Source organism: Stenotrophomonas sp. YJH_SMC_40, assembly GCF_059368615.1.
The window spans coordinates 339,117-359,711 of sequence record NZ_JCAFRX010000002.1 but is presented as its reverse complement, the minus strand read 5'-3'; the positions used below and the strand labels follow the sequence as shown (position 1 = coordinate 359,711).

The 20,595-nt window shown below is 66.4% G+C and carries 19 protein-coding genes; 6 read left to right on the top strand and 13 right to left on the bottom strand.

What is annotated here, in order from left to right:
* Window positions 1-58: 58 nt before the first annotated feature.
* Both AC5P6X_RS04650 and ubiE read right to left on the bottom strand, forming a co-directional pair.
* Complete coding sequence (locus tag AC5P6X_RS04650; RefSeq protein WP_329757061.1) at window positions 59-1,987, bottom strand: M1 family metallopeptidase; 1,929 nt, start codon at window positions 1,985-1,987, stop codon at window positions 59-61.
* A 270-nt stretch (window positions 1,988-2,257) separates the two neighbouring features.
* Window positions 2,258-3,019, bottom strand: a complete 762-nt coding sequence (gene ubiE, locus AC5P6X_RS04645; protein WP_005411082.1) for a bifunctional demethylmenaquinone methyltransferase/2-methoxy-6-polyprenyl-1,4-benzoquinol methylase UbiE — start codon at window positions 3,017-3,019, stop codon at window positions 2,258-2,260.
* Window positions 3,020-3,099: 80 nt separating this feature from the next.
* On the opposite strand from ubiE, the gene AC5P6X_RS04640 reads away from it, so the two are divergent.
* The 4 genes from AC5P6X_RS04640 (at window position 3,100) to AC5P6X_RS04625 (ending at window position 4,912) form a co-directional block, all read left to right on the top strand.
* Window positions 3,100-3,552: a nucleoside deaminase gene (locus AC5P6X_RS04640; protein WP_005411083.1), complete on the top strand. Its 453-nt coding sequence runs from the start codon at window positions 3,100-3,102 to the stop codon at window positions 3,550-3,552.
* Between the two features lie 198 nt (window positions 3,553-3,750).
* On the top strand, window positions 3,751-4,011 hold the full coding sequence (locus tag AC5P6X_RS04635) for a hypothetical protein (RefSeq protein WP_005414515.1): 261 nt from the start codon (window positions 3,751-3,753) through the stop codon (window positions 4,009-4,011).
* Between the two features lie 75 nt (window positions 4,012-4,086).
* Window positions 4,087-4,422 (top strand): hypothetical protein, encoded by a 336-nt coding sequence (locus AC5P6X_RS04630; RefSeq protein WP_005411085.1) that lies wholly within the window; start codon window positions 4,087-4,089, stop codon window positions 4,420-4,422.
* A gap of 67 nt (window positions 4,423-4,489) precedes the next feature.
* Window positions 4,490-4,912: a low affinity iron permease family protein gene (locus tag AC5P6X_RS04625; RefSeq protein WP_005411086.1), complete on the top strand. Its 423-nt coding sequence runs from the start codon at window positions 4,490-4,492 to the stop codon at window positions 4,910-4,912.
* Window positions 4,913-4,995: 83 nt separating this feature from the next.
* Here AC5P6X_RS04625 and smeF read toward each other — a convergent pair whose 3' ends face one another.
* The 3 genes from smeF to smeD all read right to left on the bottom strand — a co-directional run bounded on the left by smeF (window position 4,996) and on the right by smeD (window position 10,808).
* Window positions 4,996-6,396 (bottom strand): multidrug efflux RND transporter outer membrane subunit SmeF, encoded by a 1,401-nt coding sequence (smeF, locus tag AC5P6X_RS04620; RefSeq protein WP_123959040.1) that lies wholly within the window; start codon window positions 6,394-6,396, stop codon window positions 4,996-4,998.
* 92 nt (window positions 6,397-6,488) lie between these two features.
* Complete coding sequence (smeE, locus tag AC5P6X_RS04615) at window positions 6,489-9,611, bottom strand: multidrug efflux RND transporter permease subunit SmeE (protein ID WP_005411088.1); 3,123 nt, start codon at window positions 9,609-9,611, stop codon at window positions 6,489-6,491.
* Between the two features lie 12 nt (window positions 9,612-9,623).
* The gene (gene smeD / locus AC5P6X_RS04610; RefSeq protein WP_005411089.1) at window positions 9,624-10,808 is read right to left on the bottom strand and encodes a multidrug efflux RND transporter periplasmic adaptor subunit SmeD; all 1,185 of its coding nucleotides are present in this window, start codon (window positions 10,806-10,808) and stop codon (window positions 9,624-9,626) included.
* A gap of 226 nt (window positions 10,809-11,034) precedes the next feature.
* Here smeD and smeT point away from each other — a divergent pair, with 226 nt between their 5' ends.
* Together smeT and AC5P6X_RS04600 are read left to right on the top strand one after the other, a co-directional pair.
* Window positions 11,035-11,694, top strand: coding sequence for an efflux transporter SmeDEF transcriptional repressor SmeT (gene smeT / locus AC5P6X_RS04605; protein ID WP_099536634.1), 660 nt, complete (start codon window positions 11,035-11,037; stop codon window positions 11,692-11,694).
* 45 nt (window positions 11,695-11,739) lie between these two features.
* Window positions 11,740-12,732 (top strand): Gfo/Idh/MocA family protein, encoded by a 993-nt coding sequence (locus AC5P6X_RS04600; protein ID WP_049450449.1) that lies wholly within the window; start codon window positions 11,740-11,742, stop codon window positions 12,730-12,732.
* A 96-nt stretch (window positions 12,733-12,828) separates the two neighbouring features.
* Here the strand turns inward: AC5P6X_RS04600 and hslU are convergent, their stop codons facing one another.
* The 8 genes from hslU to AC5P6X_RS04560 form a co-directional block, all read right to left on the bottom strand.
* A complete protein-coding gene (gene hslU, locus AC5P6X_RS04595) occupies window positions 12,829-14,202 on the bottom strand; it encodes an ATP-dependent protease ATPase subunit HslU (RefSeq protein ID WP_099605133.1) in 1,374 nt (457 codons plus the stop codon).
* Between the two features lie 103 nt (window positions 14,203-14,305).
* A complete protein-coding gene (gene hslV, locus AC5P6X_RS04590) occupies window positions 14,306-14,857 on the bottom strand; it encodes an ATP-dependent protease subunit HslV (protein WP_005411093.1) in 552 nt (183 codons plus the stop codon).
* 85 nt (window positions 14,858-14,942) lie between these two features.
* Window positions 14,943-15,839 (bottom strand): tyrosine recombinase XerC, encoded by an 897-nt coding sequence (xerC, locus tag AC5P6X_RS04585; protein ID WP_005411094.1) that lies wholly within the window; start codon window positions 15,837-15,839, stop codon window positions 14,943-14,945.
* A gap of 13 nt (window positions 15,840-15,852) precedes the next feature.
* Complete coding sequence (locus AC5P6X_RS04580) at window positions 15,853-16,527, bottom strand: DUF484 family protein (RefSeq protein ID WP_005411095.1); 675 nt, start codon at window positions 16,525-16,527, stop codon at window positions 15,853-15,855.
* A complete protein-coding gene (gene dapF, locus AC5P6X_RS04575) occupies window positions 16,524-17,375 on the bottom strand; it encodes a diaminopimelate epimerase (RefSeq protein ID WP_033834522.1) in 852 nt (283 codons plus the stop codon). Before dapF ends, AC5P6X_RS04580 begins: the two co-directional genes overlap by 4 nt.
* Window positions 17,368-17,640, bottom strand: a complete 273-nt coding sequence (lptM, locus tag AC5P6X_RS04570) for an LPS translocon maturation chaperone LptM (RefSeq protein ID WP_005411097.1) — start codon at window positions 17,638-17,640, stop codon at window positions 17,368-17,370. The genes dapF and lptM overlap by 8 nt, the downstream gene beginning before the upstream one ends.
* Window positions 17,641-17,803: 163 nt before the next feature.
* Entirely contained in the window at window positions 17,804-18,229 is a 426-nt protein-coding gene (locus tag AC5P6X_RS04565; protein ID WP_024957059.1) for a YbaN family protein, read from the bottom strand.
* Window positions 18,230-18,283: 54 nt separating this feature from the next.
* Entirely contained in the window at window positions 18,284-20,395 is a 2,112-nt protein-coding gene (locus AC5P6X_RS04560; RefSeq protein WP_005414524.1) for a S9 family peptidase, read from the bottom strand.
* Between the last annotated feature and the right edge of the window lie 200 nt (window positions 20,396-20,595).

The following is a 20,595-nucleotide window of genomic DNA, read 5'->3' as shown; positions in this document are numbered from 1 at the left end:
TCCCCGCCGTTGGTGGTGAAGCAGTGACCGGTTGCCAGCCAGCGGCCGGCACTACCGCTTACTTGGCTTCAGCCTTGGCCAGCATGTCCTGGACCGAGGCGGTGGTGATCGGGTGGTAGCCCGGCTTGGCCTTTTCGAAGGCCTGCTTGGCCAGTTCCAGACCCTTCGGGGTCTTCACCAGTTCGGCGTAGATCGGCAGGATCAGCTTGCGACGGCCGACGCGCTCGATGAATGCCGCCGCGCCTTCATTGGCCTGCTCGTAGCCGCTGCGGATCGCCAGCGGGTACCAGCGCATGGCGATCTCGCCATTGGGGGTGCCGGTGAAGTGGAAGGCCTTGTCCAGCGTGGCCAGCTTGTCCAGCGGCTGGGTCGCACCGAGGCCGTCGATGAAGCGCACCCATTCCTGGGTGCTCCAGTCGGCGATGACCTGGCTGCTGGGCACGGTGCCGGCGCTGGCGAATGCGATGCGCGCGGTATCGACGCTGCTGAAGTTGCGCGACTGCGCCTTGGCCGCGAACGCCGGGATGCCCGGCTCGTCCAGCCACGCCTTCAGTTCGGCCTCGGTCACGGCCGACGGATTCTTCGGCAGCAGGTTCTTCTTCATGTACGCGACGAACTGGTCGGTGTTCGCGCTCTGGAAGGCGTGGTCATCGAACCAGCCCCGCAGGAACGGATCGAAGGTCTCGCGGCCGAAGCGCTGCTCCAGGAACTCCAGGAACCACGAACCCTTGACGTAGGCGACCTGGCTGAGCGCTTCGTCGGGATCACGCTCGTTCAGCGGCGGCAGCGCCAGTGCTTGGTCGGCCGGGCTCATGTCCTTCACTTCGGCCAGCAAGTCGGTCTGGTCGATCTGCTTCTCCATCTCGGCCATCTCCTTGCCGTACAGGGCTTCGGTGATGCGGCCCTGGACGTAGGTGGTGAAGCCTTCATTGAGCCAGATGTCCTTCCAGCTGGCGTTGGTCACCAGGTTGCCCGACCAGCTGTGCGCCAGCTCGTGGGCGACCAGCGAGACCAGCGACTTGTCGCCGACGATCACGGTCGGGGTGGCGAAGGTCAGGCGCGGGTTCTCCATGCCGCCGAACGGGAACGACGGCGGCAGCACCAGCATGTCGTAGCGGCCCCAGCGGTATTCGCCATACAGCTTCTCGGCGGCACCGATCATCTTCTCGGTGTCTTCGAATTCCTTGGCGGCCTTGTTGACCATGGTCGGCTCGGCCCAGACGCCGGAGCGGCCGGAGATCGGCTCGAACACCAGGTCGCCGGCGGCGATGGCCAGCAGGTAGGACGGAATCGGCTGCGGCATCTTGAAGGTGTAGTCACCGTCACGCGCCGCCTTCGGATCGTTGTCGGCGCTCATCAGCACCATCACGTCCGGGCGCGAGACCACGTGCGCGCTGTAGGTGAAACGCACGCTCGGGGTATCCTGCAGCGGCACCCACGAACGGGCGTGGATGGCCTGCGACTGGCTGAACATGAAGGGCAGCTTCTTGCCCTCGGTCATCGACGGTGCCAGCCACTGCAGGCCCGATGCGGTCGGTGCGGTGTGGTAGGTCACTTCCACCTTGGCCGGCTGTTCCGGGGCCTCGATGGTCAGCTTGCTGCCGAACACCTTGTCAGCGGCGGCCAGCTCGAACTTCAGCGGGCTGCGCGCGCCATCGGCGGCGACGGCCTCGACCTTGGACACGGTCAGCTCGCGGGTGTCGAGCACCAGCTGGCTGGCGTCCTTCTGCTTCCATTCCAGGGTGTAGGTGGCGGTGCCGCCGATCTGCTTCTGGTCGAAGTCCAGCTTCAGATCCAGCGCGATGTCCTTGATGACGACCTTGTCCGGCTCGGCGTACGAGCTTTCGTCGTGGCTGCGGTTCTCGGCGTTCACGGGGGCGGCAGGGGCCTTTGCGGCAGTCGGGGCGGCGGCGGGCGCGGCCGCCTCCTGGGAGCAGCCGGCGGCCAGGGCCACGGCCAGCGGAAGGAGCATCAGCGGATTACGCATGAATCGGGACCGTTACGGGGATCAAACCCCAATGGTACCTCCCTCCGGCCCGGCAGGCGTTGCGCGTTGCGGGGTAATGGCAGGCAAGCCGATCCTGCGCCTCGGGCGCATGCCAACCAAGGTCGGCATCTACAGGCAGGTACCAACCTTGGTTGGCACGGATCCATCAACGCATGCGGCAGGCCCGTGCCGACCAAGGTCGGCAGCTACCAGATCGGATCACCGCAGCGGGCGAGCACCAACCACGGTTGGCACCCACCAGAGCGGGGCTTACAGCTTGTAGCCGGAGTGGATCGAAACGATGCCGCCGGTCAGGTTCTTGTAGTGGCAGCGCTCGAACCCCGCCTGCCCCATCATCGCCTTCAGTTCATCCTGCGGCGGGTGCTTGCGGATGCTCTCGGCCAGGTACTGGTAGCTGTCCGAGTCATTGGCGAACAGCTTGCCCAGCTTCGGCAGGATCTTGAACGAGTGGAAGTCGTAGATCGGCTTGAACCAGTCCGCGGTGACTTCGGAGAACTCCAGCACGCGGGCCTGGCCCCCGACCTTCAGCACGCGGTACATCTCGCGCAGGCCGGCGTCCTTGTCGGTCACGTTGCGCAGGCCGAAGGCGATGGTGACCAGGTCGAAGCTGTTGTCCGGGAACGGCAGGGCCTCGGCGTTGCACTGCACGTAGTCCAGGCCCAGCACCAGGCCGCGGTTGGTCAGGCGATCACGGCCGACCGACAGCATGCCGGCGTTGATGTCGCCCAGCACCACCGAGCCCTCGGCGCCGACGCGCTCCTTCAGCAGGGCGGCGATGTCGCCGGTGCCGCCCGCCAGATCGAGCACGCGGTCGCCCGGCTTCACCTGCGCGGTGGCCACGTAGTAGCGCTTCCACGCCCGGTGCACGCCCAGGCTCATCAGGTCGTTCATCAGGTCGTAGTTGCGCGCGACCGAGGTGAACACCTGGCCGACCAGCTTCTGCTTGTCCTTGGCGGCGACGTCGCGGAACCCGAAATGGGTGGTACCGGCTTTGTAGGGGGATTCGCTCATGGCCCCGATTATCGCACCGCCGGGGGCCAGCGGCACCCCCTGCCCGTATCATGGCGGGCCACGACTTACCGGAGCCCCGCATGATCACCACGCCCGACTACCAGGCCCTGCTGCAGACCGCCATCGCCGAAGCCCGCCAGGGCCTGGCCGAGGGCGGCGTGCCGATCGGCGCAGCCCTGTACCACAACGACGGCCGCCTGCTTGGCTGCGGCCACAACCGCCGCGTGCAGGAAGGCGACCCGTCGGTGCACGGCGAGACCGATGCGTTCCGCAAGGCCGGCCGCCAGCGCCGTTACCAGGACACGATCATGGTCACCACCCTGGCACCGTGCTGGTACTGCTCTGGCCTGGTGCGCCAGTTCAACATCGGCACCGTGGTGGTGGGCGAATCGCGCACCTTCCAGGGCGGCATCGACTGGTTGCGGGAAAATGGCGTCAACGTGATCGACCTGGACAGCCAGGAATGCGTGGACCTGCTGGGCGGCTTCATTGCGCAGCACCCGGAGATCTGGAATGAAGACATCGGTGAATGATCACCACGCAGTGTCCTGTTGAACCCGTTTAATGAACGCTTCAGTGCCGGCACGCCCTAGTGCCGGCAGCGTTTGCGGCCATTGCCGTGAACCAGTGCACAGTCAGCTGCGCAACGTGCACACGCTGCGATAACACCCCGCCCGGCTGCCGCGCCTAGGGTGGGGTTACCGGGACTTCTTTCCCCGGCGGAGCCAGCCATGTGCGCGCACGCCGTACGACCTGCACCAGACTCGATCCTCGACCCGATCCGCGAACGCCTGCAGCGGCAATATGCACTGCACCGGCGCGGCGCGTTGTTCTGGACCGCCTACCAGCGCATGCAACTGGAGCTGGTCCGTCGCCATCCGCTCGACCACGAGCGCCTGTGCAACGCGATGGCCACCCTGGCCGAAGATCTCGGTGCCGTCGAGCACGCGCAGTTGATTGGACATGCCAACGCCAGCTCCACATCGCGCTGACGCGGCATGCACCGCCACATACGCCACACTCCGATGAACCCCCACTCCCTTTCCACTCAACCGAACTGGATTGTCATGCACGCTGAAGTCCCCACCATTCCTCCGGTCATCAACGTTGACGCCGAGCTGGATCACTGGCGCCGCCAACATGCCGAAGGCGCACTGCCGCACAACTCGTTCGGCTCGTACGTGCCGTGGATCAAGTTTGCCTGCGATTCGCTGATCACCCAGCCGCGCGCCAGCGAGGCCGAACGTGACGAGATGTTCCAGACCCAGTACGCCCTGCAGATCATGCCGCGACTGAGTGAAGCCCAGGCCCGCGAATTCGTCGACCGTTGCTGGCAGCACGTCTACCAGAGCAGTCCGGTGCGCAGCCTGCAGGCACCGCGGCTGCAGCGCATGCGCGCCTGACCGCCGCTGCACGGCGCCTGCACGGGCCACTGCCGATCATCCTCGTCACCTGAGTGGGACGACGACGATGAAAGTACGAAACCTGTTCAATACGATCGCCAAGAAGGCCGCGGCCGCCACCGGCTCGCCGTGGACCTTCCTGGCTGCAGTAGCGATCGTGGTGATCTGGGGTATCAGTGGCCCGGTGTTCGGTTTCAACGACACCTGGCAGCTGGTGATCAACACCGGCACCACCATCATCACCTTCCTGATGGTGTTCCTGATCCAGCACACACAGAACGCGGACACCGCCGCGATGCAGATCAAGCTGGACGAGCTGATCCGGGCGACGGCCGAAGCCAACAACGAACTGTTGGATCTGGAAGAACTGGACGAAGCGCGCCTGGAAGAGATCCGCGCCGAGTACGAGCAGATGGCGCGCGAAGCCGGCGATGCGCTCGCGCGCGTTCGCGCCTGCCATGCAGCGCGGCGCGACGATGAAGCGGTGTAGCGGGCCCGGGAATGACAATGCCGGCCAGCGGCCGGCACTACCATCGATCATCAGGGTAGAGCCGGCCGCTGGCCGGCTGTCCTTCAGCTGCGCTCGTGCCAGCCACCGCCCATCACCTTGTACAGGGTGATGCGGTTGGCCTGCTGCGCCAGCTGCGCCTGCAGCTGGGTCTGCTGTGCGTTGTAGGCCGTACGCCGCGCATCAAGCAGGGTCACGAAGCTGTCCAGGCCCGCGTCGTAGCGCGCCTGCGACAGGCGGTTGGCCTGTTCGGCCGCTTCCACCAGGCGCTGCTGTGAACTCACCTGCTCGTCCAGGCTGACATTCAACGCCAGCGCATCGGCGGTTTCGCGGAAACCCACCTGGATCGACTTCTCGTACTGCGCCAGAGCGATATCACGATCGGCGTTGGCGATGGCCAGGTTGGCGCGCAGCTTGCCGCCCTGGAAGATCGGCAGCGTGATCTTCGGCAGGAAGCTCCACACGCGCGTACCGCTGTCGAACAGGTTGGACAGTTCGCTCGAACCACTGCCGATGCTGCCGGTCAGCGAGATGCTCGGGAAGAACGCCGCGCGTGCCGCACCGATATTGGCGTTGGCCGCCAGCAGCTGGTGTTCGGCGGCCATGATGTCCGGGCGCTGCAGCAGCACGTCGCTGGGCAGGCCGGCCGGCGGCGGTGCCAGTGCAAGCAGCTGCGGCTCGATGCTGTCCGGCAGCAGCGCCGGATCCAGCTGGCCACCGGCCAGCAGCGCCAGCGCGTTGCGGTCCTGGGCCAGCTGGCCACGCAGGCGTGCGGCGTCCGTACGCGCGGTCTCGACCAGGGTACGGGTCTGGGTCAGCTCCAGCGCCGAACTGCCACCACGTTCGTGGCGGGCCTCGGCCAGGCGCAGCGAATCCTCGTAGGTCTTCAGCGTGGCATCGGCGATCTTCAGCCGCTGCGCATCGGCACCGTAGGTCAGCCATGCGGTGGCCGTCTCGGCCACCAGGCTCAACTGCGCGTTGCGGCGGTTGGCGGCGACGGCGAAGTACTGCTGCAGCGCGGCTTCACTGAGATTGCGCACGCGGCCGAACAGATCCAGCTCGAACTCGGCCACGCCGACACCGGCGGTGAACTGTTCGTTGACACCGGCGTCGGTGCCCTGGCGCTGCATCTGGCCGGTAACGGCCACGCCGGGCACGCGATCAGCGCGCTGCACACGGTACTGGCCGCGCGCGCGCTCTACATTGAGCACGGCCACGCGCAGGTCGCGGTTGTTCTGCAGCGACTGCTCGATCACCTGCTGCAGGCGTGGATCGGTGAAGAAGTCGCGCCAGCCGACGGCGGCGACATCGGCCACCTCGCCCTGCGCGGCCTCGGCCGGCCACTGCGCCGGGATCGCCGGGGCGACAGCGGTGTTCTTCGGCACCAGGGTGGAGCAGCCGGCGAGCGCGAGCACAGCGGCAATGGAAAGGAACAGGGATGCACTTTTCATGGGAATGACTTCCATCGGTACTGCCGGATGGCAGGAGGTCATGCCGGCCAGCGGCCGGCACTACCGTTTCGACAACGCCAGCCTGAGGCCGGCATGACCGTTTCAGGTCACGTCGTGGATTTGCGCTTGAACACGCGCTGCACCACCACGAAGAACAGCGGCACGAAGAACACACCGAGCACGGTGCCGACGATCATGCCGCCGAGCACGCCGGTGCCGATCGCCTGCTTGGCCCCGGAACCGGCACCGGTGGAGATCGCCAGCGGTACCACGCCCATGCCGAAGGCCAGCGAGGTCATCACGATCGGGCGCAGGCGGTCGCGCACGGCATGCATGATCGATTCGATCAGGCCTGCGCCCTTCTCCAGGTTCTCCTTGGCGAACTCCACGATCAGGATCGCGTTCTTGCTGGTCAGGCCCACCGTGGTCAGCATCGCCACCTGGAAGTAGATATCGCGTTCCAGGCCCTTGAAGGTATTGGCCAGCACCGCGCCGAGGATGCCCAGCGGGGCCGCCAGCAGCACTGCGGTCGGCACGCTCCAGCTTTCGTACATCGCGGCCAGGCACAGGAATACGATCATCAGCGAGAGCGTGTACAGCAGTGGCGTCTGCGAGCCAGCCTGGCGCTCCTGGTACGACATCGCCGTCCACTCGATGCCGAAGCCCGCCGGCAGCTGCTTGGCCAGCTGCTCGATCTCGGCCATGGCATCGCCGGAGGCGACACCCGGGGCCGGTTCGCCCTGGATTTCCATGGCCGACACACCGTTGTAGCGTTCCAGGCGCGGCGAACCGTAATCCCAGTGCTTGGTAGCGAAGGCGCTGAACGGCACCATTTCACCCTTGTCGTTCTTCACGGACCAGAGATCGAAGTCCTCCGGCACCATGCGGAACGGCTGGTCGGCCTGCACGAACACACGCTTGACGCGGCCACGATCGACGAAGTCGTCGATGTACGAGCTGCCCCACGCGGCGGCCAGCGTGCCGTTGATCTGGTCGATCGACAGCCCCAGCGAGGTCGCCTTGGCCGCGTCGATGTCGATGCGGAACTGCGGCGTGTCCTCCTGGCCGTTCGGGCGCACGTTGGCCAGCTTCTTGCTGCCGGCGGCGAGGCCGAGCAGCTGGTTGCGCGCGGCCACCAGTGCCTCGTGGCCCTGGCCGCTGTTGTCCTTCAGGAAGAAGGTATAGCCCGAGGCGGTGCCCAGTTCCGGGATGGCCGGCGGCGGGAAGGCGAAGATGAAGGCATCCTTGATCTGGCCCAGGGCCGCCATCGCGCGTCCGGTGATCGGCATCACGCCATTGTTGGCGTCACGCTCGCTCCAGTCCTTCAGCTTGACGAACGCCATGCCGGCGTTCTGGCCCATGCCGGCGAAGCTGAAGCCCTGCACCGAGAACACCGAGTCCACCGCATCCTTCTCGTTCTGCAGGAAGTGGTTTTCCAGTGCCGCGATCGATTCCAGCGTACGTTCCTGGGTGGCACCTACCGGGGCCTGCACCAGCGCCATCAACACGCCCTGGTCTTCGTTGGGCAGGAATGAGCTGGGCAGGCGCACGAACAACACGCCCATCAGCACGAACAGCGCCGCCACGATGCCCATGAAGCGCCACGGGCGATGGATGATGCCGCGCACGCCACGCTGGTAGCTTTCGCTGGTGCGGTCGAATCCACGGTTGAAGCCATTGAAGAAGCGACCGGCCAGGCCGCGGTGGGCGACGTGGTGCTCACCCTTCTTCAGCGGCTTGAGCATGGTCGCGCACAGCGCCGGGGTCAGCACGATCGCGACCAGCACCGACAATGCCATCGCCGAGACGATCGTGGCCGAGAACTGGCGGTAGATCACGCCGGTGGAGCCACTCATGAAGGCCATCGGCACGAACACCGCCGACAGCACCAGGCCGATGCCCACCAGCGCGCCGGTGATCTGGCCCATCGACTTGCGGGTCGCCTCGAGCGGCGACAGTCCTTCCTCGGACATGATGCGCTCGACGTTCTCAACCACCACGATGGCATCGTCCACCAGCAGGCCGATCGCAAGCACCATCGCGAACATGGTCAGCATGTTCACCGAGAAGCCGAGCATGGCCAGCACGCCGAAGGTACCCAGCAGCACCACCGGCACGGCGATGGTCGGGATCAGGGTGGCGCGGAAGTTCTGCAGGAACAGGTACATCACCACGAACACCAGCACGATCGCTTCGATCAGGGTCTGCACCACGCCCTTGATCGACACGCGCACGAACGGGGTGGTGTCGTACGGGACCTCCGCCTTCAGCCCGGCCGGGAAGAAGCTCTTCATGTCTTCCAGCGCGGCATTCACACCAGCGGCGGTATCGAGCGCGTTGGCGCCGGTGGCCAGGGTCACCGCCAGGCCGCTGGCCGGCTGGCCGTTGTAGCGGGTGACGAAGTCGTAGGACTCGGCACCCAGCTCGACGCGGGCGACATCCCCCAGGCGCAGCTCGGCACCGTCCTGCGCACCGCGCACGATGATGTTGCGGAACTGTTCCGGGGTCTGCAGGCGCGACTGCGCGTTGATGGTGGCGTTGAGCTGCTGGCCCTTGATCGACGGTGCACCGCCAAGCTGGCCGATGGCCACCTGCGCGTTCTGTGCCTTGATCGCTGCGGTCACTTCCGCAACCGACAGGCCATAGGTATGCAGCTTGTTCGGATCCAGCCAGATGCGCATGGCGTACTTGCCACCGAACACCTGGATGTTGCCCACGCCCGGCACGCGGCTCAGGCGATCGACGACATTGGAACCGACGTAGTCGGCGATGTCGTTGGCGTCCATGCTGCCGTTCTCGGACACGAACGCGATGACGTTCAGGAAGCCCGAGCTGGACTTGGCCACGTTGATGCCCTGCCGCTGAACTTCCTGCGGCAGCAGCGGCATGGCCAGCTGCAGCTTGTTCTGCACCTGCACCTGGGCGATGTCCGGGTTGGTGCCGCTCTCGAAGGTCAGGGTGATGGTGGCCTGGCCGTTGGACGAGCTGTTGGAGGAGAAGTAGATCAGGCCATCAAGGCCCTTCATGTTCTGCTCGATGATCTGCGTCACCGAGTCCTCGACCACCTTGGCCGATGCACCCGGGTAGGTGGCGCTGATTTCCACCGCCGGCGGTGCGACGTTGGGGTACATCGAGACCGGCAACTTGAACAGGGCCAGGCCGCCGGCGAGCATGATGATGATGGCGATCACCCACGCGAAGATGGGTCGATCGATGAAAAAGCGTGCCATGGGGTTCTCCGCTTACTTCGCGTCGCCGGCCGGGGCGGCAGGCTGGGCGGCCGCTGCCGGCTTGGCCGGAGCAGCGCCCTTCTCGGTGGCCTTGACCGGCATGCCGGGGCCGATCTTCTGCAGGCCTTCGACAATGACCTTGTCGCCGGCCTTCAGACCGTCCTCGACCAGCCACTTGTCGCCAACCGTGCGGCTGACCTTGACCGGGCGCACTTCGACCTTGTTGTCCTTGCCGACCACCATCGCGGTGGTGTCGCCCTTCGGATCGCGGGCGATGCCCTGCATCGGTACCAGCACCGCATCGCTGCGCACGCCGCCGCCGATCACCGCGCGCACGTAGGTGCCCGGCATCAGCAGGCCGTCCGGGTTGTCCACCTTCACGCGCAGGCCGAAGCTGCCGGTGGCTGGATCGACGCTCACTTCAGAGAACTCCAGCGTGCCCTTGTGCTCGAAGGTGCTGCCGTCTTCCATCAGGATGCTGACCGGCAGCGTCTGGTTGTCCTGCAGGCGGCCGGCAGCCAGTTCGCGGCGCAGCTGCAGCAGCTCGGCCGAGGACTGGGTCAGGTCGACGTAGATCGGGTCCAGCTGCTGCACGGTGGCCAGTGCATTGGCCTGGCCGGCGCTGACCAGCGCACCCTGGGTAACGCTGGACTTGCCGATGCGGCCGCTGATCGGCGCGGTGATGCGGGCATAGCCGAGGGTGACGTTGGCCGCGTCCAGCGAAGCCCTGGCGGCACCGACATCGGCCTCGGCCTGCTTCTGCGCGGCCACGGCGTTTTCCAGGTCCTGCTGGCTGACCGCGTCGACCTTGGCCAGCTCGGTGATGCGCTTGGCGCTCAGGCGCGCGGCGTTGGCCGTGGCTTCGGCGCGGGCCAGCTGGGCGCGGGCGCTGTTGGCCTGGGCTCTGTAGCTGGCGTCCTCGATCTGGTAGAGCGGCTCGCCGGCCTTGACCATGCCGCCTTCGGTGAACAGGCGCTTGGCAACGATGCCGTTTACCTGCGGGCGCACTTCGGCCACCAGGAAGGCGTTGGTACGGCCCGGCAGTTCGCGGGTCAGGCCCACGGTCTCGGACTTCAGCGTGACCACGGTGACGTCACCCGGGCCCTGCTCGGGGGCCTGGGGTTGGCCGCCGCAGGCAGCCACGGCTGCGGCGATGGCCAGCGACAGTGCAAAGGGTCGGATTCGGCTCAGCAACATGACGGAAAGGCTCTTGAAGGAAAGGATCTCAGCCGACGCTGATACGGCGGAGCCTTCGACCGGTAAAGGTGAAGACCGTGAGAACAGCGCCCACCCGGGTGGAGCGGGAGCCGGACCGGCCTGCCACGCACACGACGGGAATGATGGGAGCGAAATATACATACATGCTTGTTTGTTTGTAAACCGGTACAATTCAGCCACGTTTCACCCGCACTCGTACCTACCCATGGCCCGCAAGACCAAAGAGGACACCCAGGCAACCCGGGAAGGCATCCTTGACGCCGCCGAAGCCTGCTTCCATGAACACGGCGTGGCCCGTACCACGCTGGAGATGATCGGCGCCCGCGCCGGCTATACCCGTGGCGCGGTCTACTGGCACTTCAAGAACAAGAGCGAGGTGCTGGCCGCGATCGTCGAACGGGTGCACCTGCCCTTCATGCAGGAACTGGAGCGCACCTCGACCGACCAGCGCGACCCCCCCGTGCACGACCTGCGCGCGGTGATGATCCACTCCTTCATCGAGCTGTCCGAAGACGAGCGCCTGCGCAAGACCATGGAGATCATGCTGCGCAGCGATGCCTCGGCCGACACCAGGGTGCTGACCGAAATGCAGCAGGCCGGATTCCGCGATGCGCTGGACCGGATGGAGCGTGCCCTGCGCCGCGCCCGCGATCTGGGCCAGCTGCGCGAAGGCGCCGACCCCAAGATCGCCGCGCGCATGCTGCATGCCACCGTGCTGGGCGTGCTGCACGGAGCGATGGTCGAACCGGACCTGATGGACCTCAAGCGCGACGGCATGCTCGCACTGGACATGACCCTGGCCGCCTACGTGAAGGACGGCGTGTTCGTGCCGGGCACTGTGCCCGAGCCGCTGCCCGAAGCGTGAGTGGCGCTGCTGCCGCCACCGCCGCGCCCATCTGAGGACAGCCCCGTGATCCTGGACAACGTGGTGTGGGGCTTCATCGGCTGTGGCAGCGTCACCGAGAAGAAGAGCGGCCCCGCCCTGGCCAGCACACCCGGCTCACGGGTGGCAGCGGTCATGCGCCGCAATGCGGGATTGGCCGAGGATTATGCGCGGCGCCACGCGATTCCGCGCTGGTACGCGGACGCCGACGCACTCATCGCCGATCCGGAAGTGAACGCGGTGTACGTCGCAACGCCGCCCTCGACGCACATGCAATACGCGCTGCAGGCGATCGCCGCGAGCAAGCCGGTCTACATCGAAAAGCCGATGGCCATGGACCACGACGAGTGCCAGCGCATCATCGCGGCCAGCGCCCGCAGCGGCGTGCCCGTGTTCGTGGCCTACTACCGCCGTGCCCTGCCCCGCTTCGCACAGGTGAAGCAGCTGCTGGACAACGGCGCGATCGGAACGCCGCGCAGCGTGCGCGCTACCCTGCATCGGCCGTATTCGGCGAATGCCGCATCGCCCGACTTCTGGCGGACCAATCCGTCGATCGCCGGCGGCGGGCTGTTCGTCGATCTGGGCTCGCATACCCTGGACCTGCTCGACCATCTATTGGGGTCGCTGAGCGACGTGCGTGGCCTGGCCAGTTCGCTGACCGGCGCCTACGCCGCCGAGGACAGTGTCTCGATGTGCTTCCGTACCGGCAGCGGGGCGCACGGCATCGCGCAATGGAGCTTCTGCGCATTCCGCCGCCAGGATGAGGTCGAGATCACCGGCGACCGCGGGCAGCTGCGCTTTGCCACCTTCGAGGACGTTCCAGTGGTTCTGGAGACCGAAGCGGGCATGCAGGCATTCGACATCCCGAACCCGCCATCGGTCCAGCAGCCATTGATCGCCTCCCTCGTGGACGAGCTGCGCGGCAACGGCCGTTCGCCCTCGACCGGCATCAGCGCCGCCCGCACCAGTGCGGTGATCGACCAGGTACTGCGGGACTACCGCACCCGGCAGTCGCGCTGACCGCACAAGAAAATGGCCGCCCTGCGGCGGCCCTTTCTGTTGCAGCGGGCGGGGTCAGAGCCCTCGCTGGGGCGAGGGATCCGACTCCAACGGGCATTACAGGATGTAGCGGCTCAGGTCCGGGTCCTGCACCAGCTCACCCAGGTGCTTGTCGACGTAGGCGCTGTCGATCGCCAGGCTTTCGCCATCGCGATCCGGTGCCTCGTAGCTGAGCGAATCCAGCAGGCGCTCCAGCACCGTATGCAGGCGACGGGCACCGATGTTCTCCTGGCGCTCGTTCACCTGGAAGGCGATTTCGGCCAGGCGCTCGATGGCGTCGGCGGTGAAGCTGACCTTGACGCCCTCGGTAGCCAGCAGCGCCTCGTACTGCTTGGTCAGCGCGGCCTTCGGCTCGGTCAGGATGCGCACGAAATCACCCTTGTTCAGCGCACCCAGTTCAACGCGGATCGGGAAGCGACCCTGCAGCTCCGGAATCAGATCGCTGGGCTTGGCCAGGTGGAACGCACCGGATGCAATGAACAGGATGTGGTCGGTCTTGATCGTGCCGTACTTGGTGGACACGTTGGAGCCTTCCACCAGCGGCAGCAGGTCGCGCTGCACGCCTTCGCGGGAGACATCGCCGCCGCCCACGTTATCGCCACGCTTGGCGACCTTGTCGATCTCGTCGATGAAGACGATGCCGTGCTGCTCGCAGGCCTCGATCGCCGCAGTGCGGATATCGTCCTCGTTGACCAGCTTGCCGGCCTCTTCCTCGATCAGCAGCGGTCGCGCGGCCTTGATGGTCAGCGTGCGCTTGTGCGCCTTCGCGCCGCCGCCAAGGTTGGCGAACATCGACTTCAGCTGCTGGCCCATTTCCTCCATGCCCGGCGGGGTCATGATGTCCATGCTGACATTGGCGGCCAGGTCGAGTTCGATCTCGCGCTCGTCCAGCTCACCGTTGCGCAGCATCTTGCGGAACTTGATGCGGGTCTCGTTGTCCTGCGCCGACGGTTCGTTGCGGGCGACTTCCGGATCGAAGCCGATGCCACCGCTGCGGCGCGGCAGCAGCGCATCGAGGATGCGGTCTTCGGCGCGTTCCTCGGCCTGGGTACGCACGCGCACCTTGGCCTGTTCGCGGTACAGCTTCACTGCGGTATCGGCCAGGTCGCGGATGATCTGCTCGACGTCCTTGCCGACGTATCCGACTTCGGTGAAGCGGGTGGCTTCGACCTTCACGAACGGCGCGTTGGCCAGCGTGGCCAGGCGACGCGCGATCTCGGTCTTGCCGACGCCGGTCGGGCCGATCATCAGGATGTTCTTCGGCATCACTTCATTGCGCAGCTCAGGCACCAGCTGCATGCGGCGCCAGCGGTTGCGCAGGGCGATGGCCACCGCGCGCTTGGCGTCGTGCTGGCCCACGATATGCCGGTCCAGTTCCTGCACGATCTCGCGCGGGGTCATGGTGGCGGAGGAAACTTCGATCTTCGACATGGATGTGCTCACGAATTCGTTGTCGGTCGCGCCGGCCGCTGGCCGGCAACCAGGCACGCGTGTGGGGGATCATGAGGTTGCCGGCCAGCAGCCGGCGCGACCCTCAGAGTTCCTCGACCACCACGTTGCGGTTGGTGTAGATGCAGATATCGCCAGCAATGCCGATCGCTTCGCTGGCGATGGTGCGCGCATCCAGTTCGGTGTGTGCCATCAACGCGCGTGCAGCCGACAGCGCATAGGAACCACCCGAGCCGATGGCGATGATGCCGTCCTCCGGTTCGATCACATCGCCGGTGCCGCTGATGATCAGCGAGGTTTCCTTGTCGGCCACGGCCAACAGGGCTTCAAGCTTTCCGAGGCGGCGCTCGGTGCGCCAATCCTTGGCCAGTTCGACCGCAGCACGCTGCAACTGGCCGTGCTTTTCCAGCTTGGCCTCGAACAGCTCGAACAGGGTGAAGGCATCGGCGGCGGCACCGGCAAAGCCGGCCAGCACCTGGCCATCACGACCGAGGCGGCGCACCTTGCGCGCATTGCCCTTCATCACGGTGTGGCCCAGCGTGACCTGGCCGTCGCCGGCAATGGCCACGTGCTCGCCGCGACGGACGCAGACGATGGTGGTGGCGTGGAAAACGTTGGGGTTCTGACTGGGGTCCATGATGCCTCCGGGGTGACAGAACCAGAGGTGGGGACTGCCCTGCGCCCTTCAAGCCACCCGCGACCGGCTGCCGCACGGGCAACGTTCAGCTTTCTCCGCTGCCCTCGCTGCTGCTTCGACGCTTCGCGCGCGGATGCGCCGCGTCGTAGACCTTGGCCAGATGCTGGAAATCCAGGTGGGTGTAGATCTGGGTGGTGGCGATGTCGGCATGGCCCAGCAGCTCCTGCACGCCGCGCAGATCACCGGATGATTCCAGGATATGGCTGGCGAAACTGTGCCGCAGCATGTGCGGGTGCACGTGCTTGAACAGGCCCTGGCGCTGCGCCAGCTGGCGGATGCGGATCTGCACCGCGCGTTGGCTGATCGGTCCGTTGCGGCCGGGAAATACCGGCGAGGCCGGACCACCGCCACTTTCGGCGCGCCACGCCTGCAGCGCTTCGCGCGCCGGCCGGCCGAACGGCACGCGGCGCTGCCGATTGCCCTTGCCCAGCACGTTGACCAGCCCGCTGTCGAAATCCAGATCGCGCCAGGTCAGCGCGCAGACTTCGCTCAGGCGCAGGCCGGAAGAATAAAAAAGTTCCAGCAGCGCGCGGTCACGGCGGCCAAGTTCACCTTCCGGCTCCAGCTCGACCAGCTGCACGGCCTCATCGGCGTCGAGGACCTGAGGCAACCGGCGCGGCGCGCGCGGCGCCTTCAGCGTTGCTGCAGGACTGACCTCGATGCGGCCGTGCTTGAGCAGCCAGGCATAGAAGCTGCGGCAGGCGGACAAGCGGCGCTGCAGGCTCTTGGCCGACAGGCCACGGCGGTGCTCATCGGCGACGAACTGGCGCAGCGCGTCGGCATCGAGTGCCTCCACCGCAACACCGCGCGGCTCGGCCCAGACCGACAGCGCGTCCAGGTCACGGCGGTAGGCATCGAGCGTATGCGCCGACATCCGCCGCTCCACCTGCAGATGCTGCAGGAAGGCCTGTACCGCGCTCATCGTCGTGTCCTGCTCAGCCCGGGAAGCGCTTCAGGCCGGCGACCAGGGCGTCGCCCATCATGCGCAGGAACAGCGTGCCCATGCCCGGATAGAAACGGTTCGGATCGTGGCTGCCCACCGCAATCAGGCCCACGCCCGGCAACGGCAGCAGCGCGGTGGTCTGCACTTCCTCGCTGCGCACGCCATACAGCACGGCATTCTTTTCCGGCTGCAGGCGGCCGCAGATCGGCTCGCCGTCCTTCAGGCAGTCGCGGAACGGGCCGAGCTGCGGATCATCGGCGGCGATCACCTGCAACCAGTCGGCCTGTTCCAGCCCGGCCACCGGCGTGTGCACCACCAATCGCACCAGGTCACCGGCGAAATCTTCCTGCAGCGAGGCCGCCATCGCACGCAGGGTGTCGGCGGCGTTGTCCTGCTTCATCAACGCCAGGGTCAGCTGGTGCGTGCGCACCGCCAGGCGTTCGTTGACCTGGGCGGTCGCGCCCAGGTCGGCCAACCGTCGTGCCAGCTCGCGGTTCTTCTCGCGCAGCACTTCCAGCTGGTAGCTGGCCAGCGACGCGGTCGGGCCGTCGTCACGCGGCACCACCAGGGTCAGGGCCAGGTCCGGGAACTGCTTGAGGAAGCCGGGATGTCGCCGCAACCAGGCAGCGACTTCGTGGGCCCCGAGCTTGTCGACGGTTTCGGTCATGCCATCCACTCCCCTTCGAAGACGAATGCGGTCGGGCCGGCCATCACCACAGGCTGGCCATCGCCCGGCCACTGGATGCGCAGGTCACCGCCGGGCAGGCTGATGCGTGCATCACGCTGCAGGCGGCCGCGCTGCATCAGGGTCACCGCAGCGGCGCAGGCGCCACTGCCGCAGGCCAGGGTTTCGCCGACGCCGCGTTCATTCACACGCAGGCGTGCATGCGCCGGGCCCATCACCTGGGCGAAGCCCACGTTCACCGAGCGCGGGAACGAGGCATGCTGCTGCAGCAGCGCACCGACGCGCTCGACCGGTGCAGCATCGATCAGGCCCACTTCGATCACCGCATGCGGGTTGCCCATCGACACCGCAGCAAAACGCACGCTTTCGCCCTGCAGCGGCAGCAGGTATTCCTCGCGTGCGTGGGCGAAACCCACCAGCGGCACGTTGGCCGGCTCGAACGCCGGCACGCCCATGGTCACCGCGAACTGGCCATCGCCCAGCACTTCCACCTCATGGCTGGCCAGCGGGCTGTCGATGACGAAGCGGTCGCCCTGCGCACTGCCTTCGCGCACCAGCCAGGCGGCGATGCAGCGCGCGCCATTGCCGCACTGTTCGGAATTGGAGCCGTCGGCATTCCAGATGCGGTACGACGCCACCGAGCCTTCCGCACGCGGCGCTTCGATCGTCAGGATCTGATCGCAGCCGACGCCGGTGTGGCGGTCGGCCAGCTGCGCGGCCAGTTCAGGCGTGGGCGGCGCGGTGCCGTCACGCAGGTCGATCACTACGAAATCATTGCCCGCGCCATGCATCTTGCTGAAGCGCAGGGCCTTGGAACCGGCCTTACTCATTCCCGCCGCCCACCTTCTTCGCAGGCGCAGGTGCCGGTTGCGTGGTCGGTGCAGCCGGCTCCACGGTCGTGGCCGGGGTGCCACTGCCTTCGGTCTGCGCCGGGGTCGCTTCGGTAGCGGGCTCGGCAACAGGTTCGACGGTTTCTTCCACCGGCACCGGCTTCTGCGGCAGTACCAGCGGGCCCTTGTTGCCGCAGGCGGCGAGGAACAGCAGCGAAGCCGCTGCCAGCGGAATCAGGATGGCGTTTCGATGGGGGATCTTCATGCCCCGAGTATAGCCATTGGCGGCTGAGCGGTTGGTAGAGTCGACTGTTGGTCGACTGCTCCTGCAACGGCCGTGAAAAACCCGCGCTGCGCGCGATAGTCGACTGACAGTCGACTCTACCCCCCTGACCCACCCCCACGGGCCGCCCCGGGGCGGGCCATGTTCAGCCTTCCGGCGGTGGCAACGGCCGGGTCCACAGCCAGATCGCCACCACGGTCATGCTGCCGATCGAGAACCACTTCACCCAGGCAATCGGCACGCACCACAGCATGATGCCGGCGCATACCGCCATGGTGATCGTGGCCATCCACTTCCCGTAGCGGCTGACCGCCCCGTGTGCCTGCCAGTTGGCGATGGCCGGGCCGAAGCGTGGATGCTGCAGCAGCCAGTTGTGCAGGCGCTCGGAGCCACGCGAGGCGGCCCAGGCCGAAATCAGGATGAATACGGTGGTCGGCAGGCCCGGTACGAAGATGCCGACGATGCCGGTGCCGAGGCTGACATAGGCCAGCAGCCACCACGCCCAGCGGAAACGCACCACGCGCGGAGGCGTGGTGGCATCGCGAGGGACGGAAGGATCTGGCGCGCTCATGGCCGCAAGGATACCGGTTCAGGGTGCCAGGCAGTGCCCGGCACCCTGTCGCGATCACGGCTGGGCGATGCCCAGCTGCTGCAGCACGAATGCGTACGACTCGGACAGCTCGCGGTAACGCTGGAAGCGCCCCGACTTGCCGCCGTGGCCGGCTTCCATGTTGGTGCGGAACAGGATCGGGTAATGGCCGGTGTTGTCGTCACGCAGCTTGGCCACCCACTTGGCCGGTTCCCAGTACTGCACCTGCGAATCCCACAGGCCGGTGCCCACGAACAGCGCCGGATAGGCCTGCTTGCTGACGTTGTCGTAGGGCGAGTAGGACAGCATGTAGTCGTAGAACTGCTTCTGCTCCGGGTTGCCCCACTCGTCGTACTCGTTGGTGGTCAACGGAATGGTCGGGTCGAGCATGGTAGTCACCACGTCGACGAACGGCACCTGGGCCACCATCACGCGGTAGTCCTGCGGCGCCTGGTTGGCCACCGCGCCCATCAGCAGGCCACCGGCACTGCCTCCGGATGCCGCCACGCGATCCTTCGCCGCCCAGCCCTGCGCCACCAGGCCACGGGTGACGTCGATGAAGTCGTTGAAGGTGTTCTGCTTGTGCAGCAGCTTGCCGTTCTCGTACCAGTCGCGGCCCATTTCCTGGCCACCGCGGATGTGGGCGATGGCATACACCACGCCGCGGTCGAGCAGGCTCACCGCGGTCTGGTTGAAGTACGGGTCCATCGACATGCCGTAGCTGCCATAGGCGTACTGGAACAACGCGCCCTTGCCATCCTTCTGGTAGCCCTTGCGGTAGACCAGCGACACCGGCACCTTCACGCCATCGCGCGCGGTGATCCAGACGCGGTCGGTTTCGTACTTCGACGCGTCATAGCCGATCACCGGCTGCACCTTCAGCTGGCGGCGCTCACCGGTGGCGGTGTTCAGTTCGAACACGGTGGTGGGGGTGGTCATCGAGGTGTAGACGTAGCGCAACCAGGGCGTATCGGCCTCGGTGTTGTCGCCCAGGCCCATCGAGTACGCCGGCTCGTCGGCCTTCACGTAGTCGCTGCGGCCATCCTTGAACAGCAGGCGGATGCGTTCCAGGCCCTCGGAGCGTTCGGCGATGGCGGTGTAGCCATCGAACAGTTCGAAGCCTTCGATGAACACCGCATCGTCGTGCGCGATCCAGTCCTTCCACTGCGCACGCGAGGTCGCATCGGTCGGTGCGGTGACCAGCTTGAAGTTCTTCGCACCGTCATTGGTGCGGATCACCCAGCGGCCATCGTAGTGGTCGGCGTCGTACTCGACATCGCGCTGGCGCGGCGCCAGCACGGTGAAGTGGGTCGGGTCGCTGGCCGGCGCGTAACGCTCTTCCGAGGACACGGTGCTGTGCACGCCGATGGTGATGAAGCGATCGTCGCGGGTGCGGCCGATGCCCATGTAGAAGCTGTCGTCCTTCTCTTCGTAGACGACGGTGTCGGCGCTGGCCGGGGTGCCCAGCACGTGCTTCTTCACGCGCACGGTCAGCAACGTTTCCGGATCGTTCTCGACGTACAGCACGGTGCGGTTGTCGTCGGCCCAGACCAGGTCGCCCGAGCTGCCGGTGATCACATCGGGCAGCACCTTGCCGGTGGCCAGGTCCTTGAAGCGGATGGTGTACTGGCGGCGGCCGACATCATCATCGGCCCAGGCCAGCAGCTGGTTGTCCTGGCTGACTTCCATCGAGCCGACGCTGAAATAGCCCTTGCCGGCAGCCATCGCGTTGACGTCCAGCAGGATTTCCTCGGCGGCCTCCATGCTGCCCTTGCGGCGTGCGTGGATCGGGTAGTCCTGGCCGGTTTCGAAGCGGCTGTAGTACCAGTAGCCACGCTCGCGCGCCGGCACGCTGGAATCGTCCTGCTTGATGCGGCCGACGATCTCCTTGTACAGGGTGTCTTCCAGCGGCTTCAGCGGCGCCAGCAGCTGGTCGGCATAGGCATTCTCGGCCTGCAGGTAGGCCAGCATGTCCTTGTTCCCGCGCTTGTCGTCGCGCAGCCAGTAATAGTCATCGTTGCGGGTCGCGCCGAACGGCGCCTTGACCACATGCGGATGCTTGGCGGCATCCGGCGGAACGGGCGGAGTGGCGGCGGTGGCAGTGGTGGTCATCAGGCTGGCAAGCAACAGGCAGAGGGTGGATTTCATGAGATAGGGCTCCTTGAGGGGCAATGCAATGGCGTCCTTGCGCCCGAGTCTGGGTTGCGGAAGGACGGTGGGCAACCCTGCGGAACGTCATGGTGGCCATGCCTGCCGGTAGTGCCGGCCGCTGGCCGGCACCCTCACGGCCTGCGGGTGGGTCGGTTGCCGGCCAGCGGCCGGCACTACCAGAGCGCGTGACCCCGGTA